General features: G+C 69.6%; 8 protein-coding genes, 1 tRNA gene and 4 pseudogenes. 9 read left to right on the top strand and 4 right to left on the bottom strand.

Annotated elements, in window-relative coordinates; all coding sequences use genetic code 11:
• The first annotated feature begins 327 nt into the window (after nt 1–327).
• From ppdK to VS93_RS06190, 3 genes and pseudogenes are all read left to right on the top strand, one after another.
• Nucleotides 328–3,004 (top strand): annotated as a pseudogene (ppdK, locus tag VS93_RS06200) (pyruvate, phosphate dikinase).
• A gap of 265 nt (nt 3,005–3,269) precedes the next feature.
• Nucleotides 3,270–4,178 (top strand): YdcF family protein, encoded by a 909-nt coding sequence (locus VS93_RS06195; RefSeq protein ID WP_046469046.1) that lies wholly within the window; start codon nt 3,270–3,272, stop codon nt 4,176–4,178.
• A 99-nt stretch (nt 4,179–4,277) separates the two neighbouring features.
• Nucleotides 4,278–5,516, top strand: coding sequence for a deoxyguanosinetriphosphate triphosphohydrolase (locus VS93_RS06190; RefSeq protein ID WP_046469045.1), 1,239 nt, complete (start codon nt 4,278–4,280; stop codon nt 5,514–5,516).
• A gap of 45 nt (nt 5,517–5,561) precedes the next feature.
• On the opposite strand, the gene VS93_RS06185 is transcribed toward VS93_RS06190, so the two are convergent.
• A complete protein-coding gene (locus VS93_RS06185; RefSeq protein WP_052745564.1) occupies nt 5,562–6,101 on the bottom strand; it encodes a hypothetical protein in 540 nt (179 codons plus the stop codon).
• A gap of 334 nt (nt 6,102–6,435) precedes the next feature.
• On the opposite strand from VS93_RS06185, the pseudogene VS93_RS06180 reads away from it, so the two are divergent.
• The 4 genes and pseudogenes from VS93_RS06180 to VS93_RS06165 all read left to right on the top strand — a co-directional run bounded on the left by VS93_RS06180 (nt 6,436) and on the right by VS93_RS06165 (nt 12,163).
• Nucleotides 6,436–7,365 (top strand): annotated as a pseudogene (locus tag VS93_RS06180) (LacI family DNA-binding transcriptional regulator).
• Nucleotides 7,366–7,548: 183 nt separating this feature from the next.
• On the top strand, nt 7,549–9,429 hold the full coding sequence (gene dnaG, locus VS93_RS06175; protein WP_046469044.1) for a DNA primase: 1,881 nt from the start codon (nt 7,549–7,551) through the stop codon (nt 9,427–9,429).
• A 69-nt stretch (nt 9,430–9,498) separates the two neighbouring features.
• Nucleotides 9,499–10,646, top strand: a pseudogene (gene rpoD / locus VS93_RS06170) (RNA polymerase sigma factor RpoD).
• Nucleotides 10,647–10,807: 161 nt separating this feature from the next.
• Entirely contained in the window at nt 10,808–12,163 is a 1,356-nt protein-coding gene (locus tag VS93_RS06165; RefSeq protein WP_173434268.1) for a glycoside hydrolase family 18 protein, read from the top strand.
• A gap of 12 nt (nt 12,164–12,175) precedes the next feature.
• Here VS93_RS06165 and VS93_RS06160 read toward each other — a convergent pair whose 3' ends face one another.
• Nucleotides 12,176–12,640, bottom strand: coding sequence for a pyridoxamine 5'-phosphate oxidase family protein (locus tag VS93_RS06160; RefSeq protein ID WP_046469043.1), 465 nt, complete (start codon nt 12,638–12,640; stop codon nt 12,176–12,178).
• 124 nt (nt 12,641–12,764) lie between these two features.
• On the opposite strand from VS93_RS06160, the pseudogene VS93_RS06155 reads away from it, so the two are divergent.
• Nucleotides 12,765–15,658 (top strand): annotated as a pseudogene (locus VS93_RS06155) (FAD-binding and (Fe-S)-binding domain-containing protein).
• Between the two features lies 1 nt (nt 15,659).
• Here VS93_RS06155 and VS93_RS06150 read toward each other — a convergent pair.
• Nucleotides 15,660–16,181, bottom strand: coding sequence for a hypothetical protein (locus tag VS93_RS06150; protein WP_046469042.1), 522 nt, complete (start codon nt 16,179–16,181; stop codon nt 15,660–15,662).
• Between the two features lie 26 nt (nt 16,182–16,207).
• Nucleotides 16,208–16,519 carry a hypothetical protein gene (locus tag VS93_RS06145; protein WP_046469041.1) on the bottom strand — a complete coding sequence of 104 codons (312 nt, stop codon included), beginning with the start codon at nt 16,517–16,519 and terminating at the stop codon, nt 16,208–16,210.
• Between the two features lie 188 nt (nt 16,520–16,707).
• On the opposite strand from VS93_RS06145, the gene VS93_RS06140 reads away from it, so the two are divergent.
• Nucleotides 16,708–16,783: transfer RNA gene (locus VS93_RS06140), tRNA-Asn, on the top strand.
• Nucleotides 16,784–16,792 lie beyond the last annotated feature (9 nt).

The raw sequence follows: 16,792 nt of genomic DNA, 5'->3' as shown, positions 1-16,792 counted from the left end.
CATCCGTAGGTTACTAAAGAGTAGTTATGTGGTTCTTTGCACAGCCCTGAACGCTGTCGCCCGCTGGAGTGGACCAGAGATCGCCCCTTTGCCTGTTACGGTTCAGTTAAGTGCCTCTGGCCTGGTCTGTTGGCTTTTCGGTTGCTTTCGGGGCACCGTTGTGACCAAGGCCTCTCGATACCTCTGGGTGGACCATTGGTCTACACCAGTTTGATGTCTGTGAGCTGCTGAAATATCGGTACATCGATGTGGTGGCAAGCTCGTGCGAGGCAAGATGGATAGAGTCGCGCCCATTCAAGGTCAGACGGCCGTGAAAAGGAGCTTCCCGTGCCCAAGTACGTATACGAGTTCACCGAGGGCAACAAGGATCTCAAAGATCTCCTCGGCGGTAAGGGCGCGAACCTCGCGGAGATGACCAACCTGGGTCTCCCGGTTCCGCCGGGGTTCACCATCACCACCGAGGCCTGCCAGCACTACCTTGAACACGGTCGGCTGCCCGAAGGCTGGACGCCGAGATCGAGCGGAAGCTGAGCGCCCTCGAAGCCCAGATGGGCAAGAAACTCGGTCAGGCCGACGACCCGCTGCTGGTCAGTGTGCGTTCCGGCGCCAGATTCTCGATGCCCGGGATGATGGAGACCGTCCTCAACATCGGTCTCAACGACGAGTCCGTGCACGGCCTGGCTGAGCAGGCCGGCGACGACCGCTTCGCGTGGGACTCCTACCGCCGCCTTATCCAGATGTTCGGCAAGACCGTGCAGGACATCGACGGCGAGCTCTTCGAGGACGCCATCGAGGAGGCGAAACGCGCCAAGGGCATCACCAACGACCTTGAGCTCGACGCCGCGGACTTCCGGAGCCTCGTGGAGGTCTTCAAGGACATCGTGGCCGAGCAGACCGGCCATCCGTTCCCGACCGACCCGCGCGGGCAGATGGACCTGGCGATCAAGGCGGTCTTCGAGTCCTGGAACGCCCCGCGCGCCGTTCTCTACCGCCGCCAGGAGCGCATCCCCCCCGAGGCCGGCACCGCGGTCAACGTCTGCTCGATGGTCTTCGGCAACATGGGCATGGACTCCGGCACCGGGGTCGCCTTCACCCGTGACCCCGCGTCCGGCCAGCAGGGGGTCTACGGCGACTACCTGCAGAACGCGCAGGGAGAGGATGTCGTCGCCGGCATCCGGAACACGGTTCCGCTCGGCGATCTGGAGCAGATCGACAAGAAGAGCTACGGTGAGCTCCAGTCGATCATGGAGAAGCTGGAGAACCACTACCGCGACCTGTGCGACATCGAGTTCACCATCGAGCGCGGCAAGCTGTGGATGCTGCAGACCCGCGTCGGCAAGCGCACCGCCGCCGCGGCGTTCCGGATCGCCGATCAGCTCGTCGACCAGGGCATGATCACGCTCAGCGAAGCCGTCGGCCGGGTCACCGGCGACCAGCTCGCCCAGTTGATGTTCCCGCGGTTCGACGAGCGGGCCGAGCGCCACTTCCTCGGCCGCGGCATGAACGCCTCGCCGGGCGCCGCCGTCGGCAGGGCCGTCTTCGACTCCTACACCGCGATCAAGTGGTCGCGCAGCGGAGAGAGCGTCATCCTGTGCCGCCGCGAGACCAACCCCGACGACCTCGAAGGGATGATCGCCGCGCAGGGCATCCTCACCAGCCGGGGCGGTAAGACCTCGCACGCCGCCGTGGTCGCCCGCGGCATGGGCAAGACCTGTGTCTGCGGCGCCGAGGAGTTCGACATCGACACCAAGAACCGTCGGCTGGCCGCTCCGGGCGGCGAGGTGATCAACGAGGGCGACGTCGTCTCCATCGACGGCACCAGTGGCAGATCTTCCTCGGCGAGGTGCCGGTCGTCGCCTCGCCGGTCGTGCGCTACTTCGAAGGCGAGATCGACCCCACCTCCGCCCAGGCCGACGACCTGGTACGCGCGGTGCACCGCATCATGCGCTTCGTCGACGCCGCCCGCCGGCTGGAGGTGCGGGCCAACGCCGACACCGCCGACGACGCCGCGCGCGCCCGCCGGATGGGAGCCCAGGGGGTCGGGCTGTGCCGTACCGAGCACATGTTCCTCGGCGACCGCCGGCAGCTCGTCGAGCGCCTCATCCTCGCCGATACCGAGAAGGAGCAGGAGGAGTCCCTTTCCGCGCTGCTGCCGCTGCAGCGCGAGGACTTCGTCGGCATCCTCGGTTCGATGGAGGGGCTGCCCGTGACCGTCCGACTGCTCGACCCGCCGCTGCACGAGTTCCTGCCCGACATCACCGAGCTGTCGGTGCGCGTGGCGGTGGCCGAGGCCCGGGGCGAGAAGCACGAGAACGACCTGCGGCTGCTGCAGGCCGTGCACAAGCTGCACGAACAGAACCCGATGCTGGGGCTGCGCGGTGTGCGCCTCGGCCTTGTGGTGCCCGGCCTGTTCACCATGCAGGTGCGTGCGATCGCGCAGGCCGCGGCCGAGCGGATCAGGCAGGGCGGCAACCCCCGCCCCGAGGTGATGATCCCGCTCGTGGGGACCGTGCAGGAGCTGGAGATCATCCGCGAGGAGTCGCTGCGGGTGCTGCGCGAGGTCGGCCAGGAGTACGGCGTCGAGTTGGACTTCCCGGTCGGCACGATGATCGAGCTGCCGCGTGCCGCGCTGACGGCCGGGCAGATCGCGGAGAGCGCGGAGTTCTTCTCCTTCGGCACCAACGACCTCACCCAGACCGTGTGGGGCTTCTCACGCGACGACGTGGAGGCGTCGTTCTTCTCCGCCTACCTGGAGAAGGGGGTGTTCGGGATCTCCCCGTTCGAGACCCTCGACACCGGCGGCGTGGGACGGTTGATCAACATAGCGGTCGAGGAGGGACGCGCCGCCCGGCCGGACATCAAGCTCGGCATCTGCGGAGAGCACGGCGGCGACCCGGCGTCGGTGCACTTCTTCCATTCGGCGGGGCTGGACTACGTGTCCTGCTCGCCGTTCCGGGTACCGGTGGCCCGGCTTGAGGCGGGGCGGGCCGCGGTCGAGGAGTGAGCACCTCGCGCGGAGTGCCCGGCGCCGGTTCGCGGCGCCGGGCACTCCTTTGCCCTGACAGGCGATGGCACTGACCGAAACACGAAGATTCCGTAACTCTTTCGTGATGTATGCTTGACCTGCACATGATGGGCGGCAGAACGTACCCTGTTCCCGTCGGAAAGTGCCGGCCAAGGACGCGGAACCTTGTGCGGTGCTGAGACGTCATCTCCCGCGAGGTCGGTTATCGTCGGTCGGATCCAGTCATCAGTACAGGGGGTGAGAGGTGCGGACAGCGGGGGAAGAACGTGGCGAGGAGCCACCGGAAGACCATTCTCTCGGCTCTTCGGCGGATGCGACGCTCTCTTTCGCCCGTGGGAATTCTGACCGGCACCGGACACGGCGATTCGTCCGCCCCGTCTCCGAGGGCGCCCCTGTGGACGGCGGGTGGCCGGAACCGGATGCCGCCGCCCGCACCCGTGCGTTCTCCCGCGCGGACTACCCGGACCTCGGGGCGGCCGACGACGAGCCGCCCTCCGCCCCTCCCCGGAGGCCCGTTCTGACACACCCGCGCCGCAGGCGGTTCCGGATCCGCCGGCTTGTCGCGCTGATCGCGCTGATCGCCTTTCTCGTCCCCGCCGCCAGTTGGGGGTGGGTGTGGCACACCGCGCGCCAGGACGAGCGCCCCAGCTCCGACGCGATCGTGGTACTCGGCGCCAGCCAGTACAACGGCAGGCCGTCTCCCATCTTCGAGGCCCGGCTGCAACACGCGGCCGAGCTGTACCAGGCCGGGGTCGCACCGGTGATCGTCACCGTGGGCGGAAACCAGCCCGGCGACAACTACACCGAGGGGGGTTCCGGCCGCGACTGGCTGATCCAGGTGGGTGTGCCCGCCGAACAGCTCGTCGCCATCGGCGAGGGTAGCGACACCCTGCGGAGCTTCGAGGCCGTGGCGCACGTGTTCCAGCAGCGGGAGTGGGAGAGCGCGGTGATCGTCTCCGATCCCTGGCACAGCCTGAGGTCGCGCCAGATCGCCGGCGACCTCGGGATCGAGGCGGCGACCTCGCCGGCGAGGTCGGGGCCCGCGGTACAGGAGCGCGAGACCCAGCTCTGGTACATCACCCGGGAGACCGCCTCGCTCTGGTACTACTGGATCTTCGGCGACAGCAGCGATATCACCGTCGAGGCGGCCTGAGCGCGGACCGGCCCCGGGCCCGCCGGCGCGGAGTGCCGCCGCCATCGCGCCGTCCCGCTCTGTTCCTGTCGGTCCCCGTGCGTACAGTCATAGGTGATCATGTCATCGCCACCACTGCCCGGATACGGGGCCCACGCACGCGAACGCTGGGCCGCCGAGCCGCCCAAGAGCAGGGACCGCGGCCCGTTCGAACGCGACCGCGCCCGAGTGCTGCACAGTTTCGCCCTGCGCCGGCTGGCGGCCAAGACCCAGGTGGTGCAGCCCGGCGCGAGCGATTTCCCGCGCACCCGCCTCACCCATTCGCTGGAGTGCGCCCAGATCGGCCGGGAACTCGGCGCGGCCCTGGGATGCGACCCCGACCTGGTGGAGGCCGCGTGCCTGGCCCACGACCTGGGCCACCCCCCGTTCGGACACAACGGGGAGAAGGCCCTGGACACCGCCGCCGCGGCGTGCGGCGGGTTCGAGGGCAACGCGCAGAGCCTGCGGCTGCTCACCCGGCTGGAGGGCAAGGTCCTCGGCGAGAACGGGCACAGCGCGGGGCTGAACCTCACCCGGGCGACCCTGGACGCCACCCTCAAGTACCCCTGGCGGCGCGGGCACGGGGGAGCGACCCGCAAGTTCAACTGCTATCCCGACGACTCCGAGGTCTTCGACTGGATCCGCGACGGCGTCGAGGAGCACCGCACCTGTTTCGAGGCCCAGGTCATGGACTGGGCCGACGACGTCGCCTACTCGGTGCACGACCTGGAGGACGGGCTCTACGCCGGGCTGATCCGGCTGACCGCACTGCGCGACCCGGCCGAACGCGCGGAGGTGTGCGCGCTCGCCGCCCGCGAGTCCACCGACGCCGGGGCCGGCGAGCTGGAGGAGGCGTTCACCGATCTCGTGGCCGCGCCGTTCTGGCCGCGCGAGTTCAGTGGGGACATGCGCTCACTCGCGGCGCTGAAGAACCTGACCAGTGAGCTGATCGGCCGTTTCTGCCGGGCGGCCGAGCAGGCCACCCGCGAGGCGTCGGGTGCGGCGCGGCTCACCCGCTACGCCGCGAACCTGGTGGTCCCGCGCCGCACCCTGCTCGAATGCTCACTGCTCAAGGCACTCGCTGTGCACTACGTGATGGCGCGATCGGAGGCCCGCGAGTACCAGGCCCGCGAGCGCGAGATGGTCGCCGAACTGGTGGCGGCCGTCCGGCTCGGCGCTCCTGAGACCCTCGAGAGCCCCTTCCGCGCCGACTACGAACGAGCCGCCGACGACGCGGCCGCCCTGCGGGTGGTCATCGACCAGGTGGCCTCCCTGACCGACACCTCCGCGACGGCCTGGCACGCCCGATTGGTGGGGTAGCCCCGGGGCGTGGTCCCGTGCCGCGGAAGGGGAGCGCCCCCGGCCCTAGTGGTCGTGGTTCTGCCCCTCGCTGACTCCGGTTCCGGTGACCTGTGTCTCGGCCTGTATGGGCTGGCCGTCGACCGCCCAGGTGGAGTGGTCGTTGGCGTTCAGTGTCATGACCAGGACGTGCTCTCCCTCGGGCACGGCGGCGGCGGGCAGGTGGGCCCACTCGCTGTACACCCGCATGTACTTCTCGCCGTTGATGTAGAGGTGGCCGTGCCCCGCGCCGTCGCGCGCCTCGTCGCCGATATCCTCGGGTGTGAACTCGAAGTTCTCCGTCAGCAGGCGGAGGTTCCAGCCGTTGTAGGTGTCGGGTTCGGCTTTGAGCTCCACGGACGGCGCCTCGTCGGCCGACGTCTCAAGGAGGGGGTGCTCTTCCAGGCTGTCCTCGGGGGCGTTGTTGTCGGAAGGGGCGCCTTCGTCCTGCTCGCTCGTGCTCGCCTGGGAGCCGCCCGCGCAACCGGATGTCGTGACCGCGAGGGCCAGCGCCATGAGAACGGGGTAAGTGCGGACAGAGCGGGCACCGCTCATCACCTTGGGCATCGGGCTTCCTCTCGTGAACTCTTCCTCGGGCTGTACCTGCGCAGCACTCCCCCGAGGCGCAGGTGTCACATTCCACGGTCGGTCGTGGCACACGCCTAGCCCTTTCAGTAGGAAACGTCGATTCACCGGCTGCGGTTCATCGGAACACCGGCCCAGGCGCTCCTGTCGTGCGTGGTGGAGGCCGATTCCCGTTCTGCGCACCGCGGGCAAGCGGCGCGGAGCATCCCTTGGCGCTCTTTTGTGTTAGCGCTAACAATGTCGGCTACGTCACGTCGACGTTTCCCCGACGTTCCTGAGGGCGCCGGATGCCGGTATCGAATGGGCGGCCCCCGTCATGGCGGACGTCGCCCGGCTTGCCTAGGTCTCGCACCAGACCGTCTCCCGCGTGCTGAACGGGCATCCGAACGTCAGGGCCGAGACCCGGGCTCGGGTTCAGACGGAGATCGAGGAGCTGGGGTACCGCCGCAACTCCTCGGCGCGGGCGCTGGTCCCCCGGCGCATCGGCGTCATCGGGGTCGTCGCCTTCGATCCCACGCTCCACGGTCCGGCCGGCACCCTGGGGGGCATTGAGCGCGCCGCCAGGGCCGCCGGGTACTTCCTCAGCGTCGTCACCCTGCAGACCGTGACCCGCCAGGCGGTGCGGGAGGCGATGGACTACCTCGCCCAGCAGCCGGTCGAGGGCTACATCGTGATCGCGCCGCAGCGCGCCGTGGTGGACGGGCCGGCGGACCTGCCGTACGGGCGCCCGGTCGTCGCCGTCGAGGGCGGCGAGGCGCCGGACCTGCCGGTCGTCTGCGTCGACCAGTACGGTGGCGCCTACCTTGCGACGCGTCACCTGCTCGACCTCGGCCACCGTACCGTTCACCACATCGCGGGGCCGCGCGACTGGCTGGAGGCCGAGGACCGTGTGCACGGATGGTGCCACGCCCTGCAGGAGGCCGGTGTGCGCGTCCCGGAGCCCCTGTACGGGGACCGGCACCCGAAAGCCGGATACGAGCTGGCCCGGCGGTTGACCGACGACGGCGATGTCACGGCGATCTTCGTGGCCAACGACCAGATGGCGCTGGGAGCGCTGCGCGCCCTCGGTGATTCGGGGGTGCGGGTTCCCCGCGATGTGAGCGTCGTCGGGTTCGACGACATCCCCGAGGCGGAGTTCTTCACGCCGCCGCTGACCACGGTCTCCCAGGACTTCGGGGAAGTGGGCCAGCGCAGCATACGCCTGCTGGTCGGGCTGATCGATGCGCCCGGCGGGGCCGGCCCGTGAACGGCGGACGGGTGCTCTGTGCCCCTAGAATCGAAAAGCGCCCGCCCGCCTCACCGGATAGGACGTTCAGCGTCCGCGCTTCGATTACCGCCGCCGTTCGCGGGTTGCGGTTCCGGGACGGTTGTCCACCGGAGGGGTTTCCCGTTGCCGGACGGTCGCAGGGGATCACTACCCTGATTTACTGTGGCCGGTCGGATCAGAGACGAAGATGTCGCGCTCGTGCGCGAACGTTCGCCCATCGCCGAGGTGGTGGAGGAGTACCTGCAGCTTCGCAGCGCGGGGGGCGGCTCTTTCAAGGGCCTCTGCCCGTTCCACGACGAGAAGTCGCCCTCGTTCAACGTCACCCCGTCGCGGAACCTCTGGTACTGCTTCGGATGCGGCGAGGGCGGCGATGTCATCACCTTCATCCAGCGGATCGAGCACCTGAGCTTCACCGAGGCCGTCGAGAGCCTGGCCCAGCATGCGGGCGTGCGGCTCCGCTACGAGCAGGGCGGCTACACCTCGCCCGGCGACCAGGGGCAGCGGCAGCGGCTGCTCGAAGCGAACAAGGCCGCGGCCGGGTTCTACGCCGGACGACTGCTCTCCTCCGAGGCGCTCGCGGCGCGGCGTTTCCTCAGCGAGCGCGGTTTCACCCGTGCCGATGCCGACCACTTCGGCCTGGGCTTCGCTCCGTCCGGTTGGGAGGCACTCACCTCCCACCTGCGGCAGAAGGGGTTCACCGACAAGGAGATCATCACCGCCGGCCTGGCCGGCCAGGGGCGCCGCGGCGCCTACGACAAGTTCCGCAACCGGCTGCTGTGGCCGGTACGCGAGGTCACCGGCGAGGTCGTCGGGTTCGGTGCGCGCAAGCTCGCCTCCGACGACGACGGACCCAAGTACCTCAACACACCCGAGACCCCCGTCTTCAAGAAGGGACACCTGCTCTACGGGCTGGATCTCGCCAAGCGCGACATCTCACGCGAGCGCCAGGCCGTCATCGTCGAGGGCTACACCGATGTCATGGCCTGCCACCTGGCCGGTGTGCGCACCGCCGTGGCCACCTGCGGCACCTCGTTCGGCGAGGAACACCTGAAGATCCTGCGCAGGATGCTTCTCGGCCGGTCCAACCAGGGGGGGAAGGTGGTGTTCACCTTCGACGGCGATGTGGCCGGGCAGAAGGCCGCGGTACGCGCCTTCGCCGAGGAGCACGGGTTCGCCTCCGAGACGTTCGTCGCGGTCCAGCCCGACGGTCTGGACCCCTGCGACCTCCGCCTGCGGCACGGCGACGGCGCGGTCGTCGACCTCGTCGAGGCCAAGAAGCCGCTGTACGAGTTCATGATCCGCAACGTGATCGAGCAGTACGACCTCGACACCCCGGAAGGCCGCATGGCCGGCCTGGACGCCGCGGCAGAGATCGTGGCGAGCATCCGGAACGAGGGCGTGCGCAAGCTCTACGGGGTGAACCTGGACCACTGGCTGGGCATCATGGACGAGGAGTTCGTGCAGCGGCGGGTGGCGCAGCACATGCGCAGCAGCCGCCGGAGCCGCGGCACCGGGCACCGCAGGGCCCCTGCCGAGCCGCCCGGCGCCGCCGACTACGCCCCTTACGACCTGCGCGACCCGTTGGTGCAGCTGGAACGGCAGGTGCTGAAGATGGCCCTGCAGTACCCGTACCTGGCCGGTGAGTTCGACACGATCGGCCCCGAGGCGTTCACCGTGCCGCAGCACCGCGCGGTGCGGGAGCTGATCCGCGCCCAAGGCGGGGTGGCGGCGGTGGAGGCCGTCGCCCAGTGGGCGGTCCGGCTGCGCGAGGCGGCCCCCAACGAAACCCAGCGCGCGTTCGTCACTCAATTGGCGGTGGAAGAGCTCGAAATCTATGGAGAACCCGATGAGCACTATGCCCGGGAGATATTCGGCACGATCAAATCTCATTCCATCAATCGCCAGGTGGCAAACCTGAAATCCCGCCTGGGGCGGCTGGATCCGTCCGCCGACCCAGAGGAATACCAACGGGTATTCGCTGAGCTGATGGCGGTTGAGCAGCAGCGACGACTCATGCGCGACGGGGTTGGCGGCACCACGTAACACAGCGGTGACAAAATTGACTCTCTCTATCGCGCCCCATGAGCGGGCACACTGAGGGTGGCTCTATCGGTGCTGCCCAGCGAAATACCACCGATCCGTCAGGTGGCGCACCTGGTCGGGGATTCCGGGGGCGTGGTGACCGTGGCCGACGTCGCCTCCGCCCTGGAGCACCTGAACGCCCCGCCCGAGTCCTTGGACCAGGTACTCCGCGGTCTCGTCCGGCAGGGGGTGGACGTCGTCGACCCCGCCGCGAACGACCGGCCGGCCCCCGTCCCCGAGCCCGGTCGGAAAACCGCCGCCAGCGACCTTGTTCGCACCTATCTGCGCGAGATCGGTCGTGTTCCGCTCCTCACGGCAGAAGAAGAAGTGGAACTCGCCAAGACGATCGAGGTCGGCCTGTTCGCCGACAAGAAACTTCACGACGCGCGCAACGCGGCCGTCCCGGCACAGGTGTCCCCGCAGCGCATCGACGACCTGGAATTCCTGGTCGCAGAGGGCGAGCAGGCCAAACACCGCCTGATCGAGGCGAACCTTCGGCTCGTCGTCTCCATCGCCAAGCGGTATGTCGGCCGCGGGCTGCTCTTCCTGGACCTGGTCCAGGAGGGCAACCTCGGTCTGATCCGCGCCGTCGAGAAGTTCGACTACGCCAGAGGATTCAAGTTCTCCACGTACGCGACCTGGTGGATCCGCCAGGCCATCACCCGCGCCATCGCCGACCAGGCGCGCACGATCCGCATTCCGGTGCACATGGTCGAGACCATCAACCGGCTGCTGCGGGTGCAACGCCAGCTCCACCAGGAGCTCGGCCGGGAACCGACACCCGACGAACTCTCCAGGGAACTGGGGTTCAAGGACGAGCGCGTCCAGGAGATCCAGCAGATCGCCCAGGAGCCGGTGTCGCTGCAGACCCCGATAGGGAGGAGGACTCCGACTTCGGCGACTTCATCGAGGACTCCGATGCCGTCACCCCGGTCGAGGCCGCGTCGTTCATCCTGCTCCAGGAGCAGCTGGCGATCCTCCTCAACGGACTTTCCGAACGTGAGCAGCGGATCCTCCGGCTCAGATTCGGGCTGGCCGACGGTCGTCCGCGTACCCTGGAGGAGGTAGGCCAAGAGTTCGGCGTGACACGGGAGCGCATCCGCCAGATCGAGTCGAAGACGCTGGCCAAGCTGCGCCACCCGTCGTGTGCGGAGGCACTGCGGGACTTCTTGGAATAGAAACGGGGGAAGGGCGGCGGGCCGTACGGCGGCGTGTTGTCCGACATTCATCAACGTCCCGGGGCGCATGGGAGTTCCTCGCAGGGTGATCGCGGCCTGATGTGGCCGTCTCCACCCGACTACGTGCGCCGCCAGCGGGGGTAAGGCTACTTTCAAAGGTGATGTCAGCTCAGCAGCGGCAGCCGGGGGGTCGGCCTGCGGCCAGCAGGAAGAGCATGGTGCTCGGGGTCGTGGTGGCCGTGGTCCTCGGCGCCCTTTTCTTCAGCGCGTTCACCGCGCTCACCGATACCGGTGTCGACGAGCCCGGCGAACGGCAACGGGTCGGTTACTTCGCCGACTGGAACGTGGCGAACCGGGGCTACACGATCAAGGATGTGGCCGAGAGCGGGGCAGCCGAGCGGATGAACCGCCTCATGTGGGCGTTCGGGGACGTCAGCGAGGAGGGCCGGTGCCACATCCCCGAGGACGCCGACCAGCCCTGGGAGATGTATCAGCGGCGCTACAACGCCGACGAGAGCGTCGACGGCGAGGCCGACGACTACCACCAGCCGCTCGCGGGCAGCCTGAACCAGCTGCGCAAACTCCAGGAGCAGGAGCCGGGGCTCGGGGCCAGCATCTCCCTGGCCGGCTGGAACTGGTCGACCTACTTCTCCAACGCCGCGCAGACCGAGGAGTCCCGCGAGGAGTTCGTCTCCTCCTGCATCGACCTGTGGCTGCGCGGCGACCTCCCGACTCTCGACAACGAACCCCAAGGCGGTGCCGGGGTCGCCGAGGGGATCTTCGACGGTATCGACCTCGATTGGGAGTGGCCCGGAGGAAACGGTAAAGAGGGCAACGTCGAACGACCGGAGGACAAGCGCAACTTCACCCTCCTCGTGGAGGAGTTCCGCCGCCAACTCGACGATCTGGAATCCGAGACCGGCGAGGACTACACGCTTACGGTATCGCTGGCCAACTCCCGGGATCTCATGGAGTCGAGCTACGAGCCCGAAGTGTTCGACTCCATCGACTTCGCCACGGTGCAGGGCTACGACTTCACCGGTACGTGGAGCGACGTCACCGACCACCACTCCCAGCTCTACTCGCCTGAGGAAGCGCCCAGCGACGCCAGCGTCCACCAGACCGTGCAACAGTACCTCGACTACGGCCTGCCGCCCGAGAAGCTGATCCTCGGCTTCCCCGGGTTCGGTCGCGGCTGGGAGGGGGTGGCCCGCGAGGACTTCGGCCGCTTCGCGCCGGCGGAGGACGCGGCCGAAGGCGACTACGGTGCGGGCACCATGGCCTACGCGGACCTGGAGGAACTCGGAGGGCACCGGTTCCACGACCCGTTGAACGGCGCCTATTGGCTCTACAGCGACGGCGAATGGTGGTCCTACGACACGCCCGAGACCGTCGCGCAGAAGGGGTACTACGTTCGAAAGGAGGGGCTCGGCGGGCTGATGCTCTGGAACCTGGACATGGACCCCGACGCCGAGCTGGTCGAGGCGATGGACGAGTCGCTGGAGGACGGGGAGTAGCTCCGCGGTGTCTCATGTCCGCCGGAACTCGGTGACGCCCCTGCCCGGGCGCCAGGCGCGGATGACGAGCCGGTCCTCCTCCACCGAGGTGACCACGGCATCGGTGAGCAGCAGCCGGAACAGGTGGAAGGGGCCCGGCGGGGCGTCCATCGCGTACTCCGCGAGCTCCGCGGGATCCGTCACCTCCACCGCGATACCGGAGATCTTGGCGTCCCCGCCCTCCATCGAGCCGTCGCCGGGGTTGGCGTGCAGCCCGAACCTGCCGTCGCGCTGCAGGTCGCGCGCTTTGAGCGCACCCGGCATGGAACCGATGGCGAGGTCGGGGCCGTGGTAGGAGACCTCTGTGCCGCTGACCCGGGGCGCGCCGTCCTTGCGCAGAGTGGCCAGAACATGGTGCTTCGCCGCTTCGAACCGGGCGCGGACCGCGGCCGCCAGATCGGGCGCTTCGTCGGCGAACTGTCGCCACGTCGTCGTCATGGGAACCAGTCTCCCGCGCCCGACTGACATCCTCTGTCAGGTTTTTCGGCCGGGTGCGCAAGATGTGCCGGTGGGGAACGCGAGGCGCTTGTCACTCCCGGTGGCGGGGCGACAGGCTTAGGGCATGGCCGATCCGCAGCATTCCGGGGCAATGGACGACGACATCGACATCGAGGGGTTCCAGCGCGCCCTGCGCGCCGAGATCTCCGGAACGGTGTCGTTCGGACCAGGGGCCCGCGCCCTCTATACCGCCGATGCCTCCAACTACCGCCACGTCCCGATGGGCGTGGTCGTCCCCCGCACCGTCGACGACATGATCGCGGCCGTGGCCGCCTGCAACGCCTACGGGGTCCCCCTGACCCCGCGCGGCGGTGGTACCAGCATCGCCGGGAACTCCATCGGCGCGGGGCTCGTCATCGACACCTCCCGCCACCTCAGCGCGATCGAGGATCTCGATCCCGCTGCCCGGACGGCCCGGGTCCAGCCCGGCGTCATCCTGGACGACCTCCGCCGCGCCGCCCGGCCGCACGGCCTGACCTTCGGCCCCGACCCCTCCACGCACAGCAGGTGCACGCTGGGCGGGATGATCGGGAACAACTCCTGCGGGTCGCACTCCGTGGCGTGGGGCACCACCGCCGACAACGTGGAGTCCCTCGACGTGCTGACCTATGACGGCGTCCGGATGACCGCGGGCGCCACGTCCCGCGAGCAGCGCGACGACCTGGCGGCCCGGCCCACGCCCGAGGGGCGCATCCACGCGGCGCTGCGCGACCTCACCGACACCTACATGGGTGAGTTGCGCACCGGCATGCCGCAGTTCTCCCGCCGGGTCTCCGGCTACGGCCTCGACCATTTGCTGCCGGAGAACGGGGGGAACCTCGCCCGCGCGCTCACCGGGACCGAGGGCAGCTGCGTCACCGTCCTGGGCGCCACTGTGCGGTTGGTGGAGGCGCCGCCCGCCCGCGTGCTCGTGGTCCTCGGCTACCCGGACACCCCCTCCGCGGCCGACGCCGTTCCCGAGCTGCTCAACCACGCCCCGCTGACGGTCGAGGGGCTGAACGACCGGCTGGTGGTCGGGCTGGACCGCCCGGGGGCGCGCTCCCGGGTGCGGCTGCCCGACGGCCGCGCCTGGCTGATGGTGGAGATGGGCGGCGAGGACGCCGCAGCGGCGGTGGCCGCCGGGCACGCCCTGCTGCGCGATCTGACGGGAGCGGCGCGCCCGCAGGACGGGGCCGTGGTGACCGACCCCGCGCGCGCACAGGCCCTGTGGCGGGTCCGCGAGGAAGGCTCCGGCCTGGCCACGCGCGGCCCGGGCGGGACCGAGGCCTGGCCCGGCTGGGAGGACGCCGCCGTTCCGCCGGAGCGGTTGGGATCCTACCTCCGCGGTTTCGACCGGCTCATGGAGCGGCACGGTCGCAACGGAGTGGCCTACGGGCACTTCGGCGAGGGCTGCATCCATATCCGCATCGACTTCGACCTGGCCGGGCGCGCGGGTCAGCGCGACTTCCGCACGTTCATGGAGGACGCCGCCGACCTGGTCGTGGAGCACGGCGGGTCACTCTCCGGGGAGCACGGCGACGGCCAGGCCCGCTCCGAGCTGCTGCCCCGGATGTACGGCGAGGAGCTGATGAAGCGTTCTCCGCGTTCAAGGCCGTCTGGGACCCGCGCAACCGGATGAACCCCGGCGTCATCGTCGATCCGAGGCCCCTCGACGCCGACCTGCGTGTCGCCACCGTCACCAGCGCGGCGCCGACCGTGTTCTCCTACCCCGAGGACCGGGGGGAGTTCGCCCGGGCCATGCGCCGCTGCGTGGGTGTGGGCAAATGCCGCCGCAACGAGGGGCCGGGCGTGATGTGCCCCAGCTACATGGTCACCCAGGAGGAGAAGCACTCCACGCGCGGCCGGGCCCGGATGCTGTTCGAGATGGTCAACGGCGAGGTCATCACCGACGGCTGGCGCTCCGAGGAGGTCCGCGACAGCCTCGACCTCTGCCTGTCCTGCAAGGGCTGCCGCAGCGACTGCCCGGTCAATGTGGACATGGCCACCTACAAGGCCGAGTTCCTGCACCACCACTACCAGGGCCGGCTGCGCCCCGCCTCGCACTACTCCATGGGGTGGCTGCCGCTCTGGGCGCGGCTGGCGGCGCTGGCCCCGGCCGAGGTGAACCGGGCGGCGTCCGCCCGCGGCCTCAGCGGGCTGCTCAAGCGGGCGGGCGGGATCGCACCGGAACGCGCGATCCCGCGGTTCGCCCGTACGACCTTCACCCGCTGGTTCCGCCGGCACCGGTCCCCCGAGGGAGAGCGGGGAACCGTGCTGCTGTGGCCGGACACGTTCGGCAACTACCTCACCCCGCAGGTTCCGATCGCGGCCGTGCGTGTCCTGGAGGACGCGGGGTTCCGCGTCGTCCTGCCCAATGCCCCGGTGTGCTGCGGGCTGACCTGGGTGTCCACCGGGCAGCTCAACGTGGCCCGGCGCGTCATGCACCACGCGCTGCGCGCGCTCGCGCCGCACGTCGCGGTGGGCACCCCCATTGTCGGCCTAGAGCCGAGCTGCACCGCCGCGCTGCGCACCGACCTCGTGGAGCTGCTGCCGGGGGAGCCGAGTGAGCAGGTCGCGTCGTCGGTGCACACCCTGGCGGCCTTCCTCGCCGAGCACGCGCCCGACTGGCGCCCGCCTAAGGTGGACGCCTCGGCGATCAGCCAGGTGCACTGCCACCAGCACGCCGTCATCGGTTTCGACGCCGACCGGGAACTGATGGAACGCGCCGGGATCGACGGCACGGTCCTGGAATCCGGCTGCTGCGGGCTGGCCGGCAACTTCGGGTTCGAAGACGGCCACTACGACATCGCCAAAGCGGTGGGGGAGCGCGTCCTGCTGCCGGCCGTTCGCGGTGCCGACCCTTCGACGCTGGTCCTCGCGGACGGCTTCAGCTGCCGCACCCAGATCACCCAGGAGACGGGCAGGCCCGCCCGCCACCTCGCAGAGGCGCTGGCGCGCGGGCTGGACCGGCGGCGGTAGCTCAGACGCCCATCTGTTCGCGGAGGGCGGCAAGGGCGGTGGGGACCTGCTCCTCAAGGCGCGGGTCCCCGGGATCGACCCCCTCGTCGATGTGGACCTGCCAGGTGATGTCGCTTCCGCCCGGCGGGCGGCGGGCGACCAGCCGGAAGCCGACGGCGTCTCCGCCCTCGACGGAGGCGCCCTGGGCGGCGGTGCTCCCTTCGGCGAAGGGGACGTGCCGGCTCACCACAATGGTGGCGGTCACCCGTTCGTGGATGGTCTCGGCCAGCCGCCCGGGCTCGTCGACGGCGAAGAACCGTTCGCCGGCGCCCTCCTCGGTGAAATGCAGGCCCTCGTCGGACCAGCGGGCGCGGTCGATGTGCTGCCACGGCACGGCGTGGCCGTCGGGGAGGTGCAGCGCGTCCGTGGTCGCCACGAGGGCGCCCTCCACGGACAACGCGTGGGCGAGGACCCGCTCACCGCGCGCCAGCCGCAGATGTTTGCGGATCTCGCGGGGCAGGGTGAGAGAGCGCAACAATCGCATGCCCTCACCCTAGTGTCCGCGGGATATCAGCGGGTCGGCTCACCGGGGCCGGCGCCGTTGAGGCCGCTGTCTCGCATCTCGGCCCTCTCCTCCTCGGTGGGCCGGGCCAGGAAGTCCCGGACCGAGGCCACCGGGATCTTCTCGCCGACCTTGACGCGGATGGCCTTGCTCGCAGTACTGACCTGCGCACCGACAAGCCCCGCGGTCTCCTGGACGGCCGGGCTCTCCCCGATGCGGCGGGCCGCGCGCGCGATCTGCTCGTAGCGTGCCTTGCCGGCCTTGGCCCCGAGCACATACCCGACGGCGAGTCCAGCGGCGAACGTGATCCGGTAGCGCATGGTTCCCTCTCGACCTCGACGGGTGCTGACGATCCCGACGCTACCGCCTGCAAGCGCCCAAAGCGGAGAGACACCCGGGCGCCGCGGCGGGACACGGGAGCGAAAACTGTCACGAGCACCCTGCCAGGTGCGCTAGTCTGTTTCCTGGTGCCGCCGAGGGACCTCCTCCCGGGCGGCCGGGACCCCGATCCCGCGTAGCTCAATCGGCAGAGCAGCCGGCTGTTAACCGGCAGGTTACTGGTTCGAGTCCAGTCGCGGGAGCCACAGAAGCCA

Source organism: Allosalinactinospora lopnorensis (assembly GCF_000981225.1).
Lineage (GTDB): Bacteria > Actinomycetota > Actinomycetes > Streptosporangiales > Streptosporangiaceae > Allosalinactinospora > Allosalinactinospora lopnorensis.
This window is presented reverse-complemented; position numbering and strand designations above follow the sequence as displayed.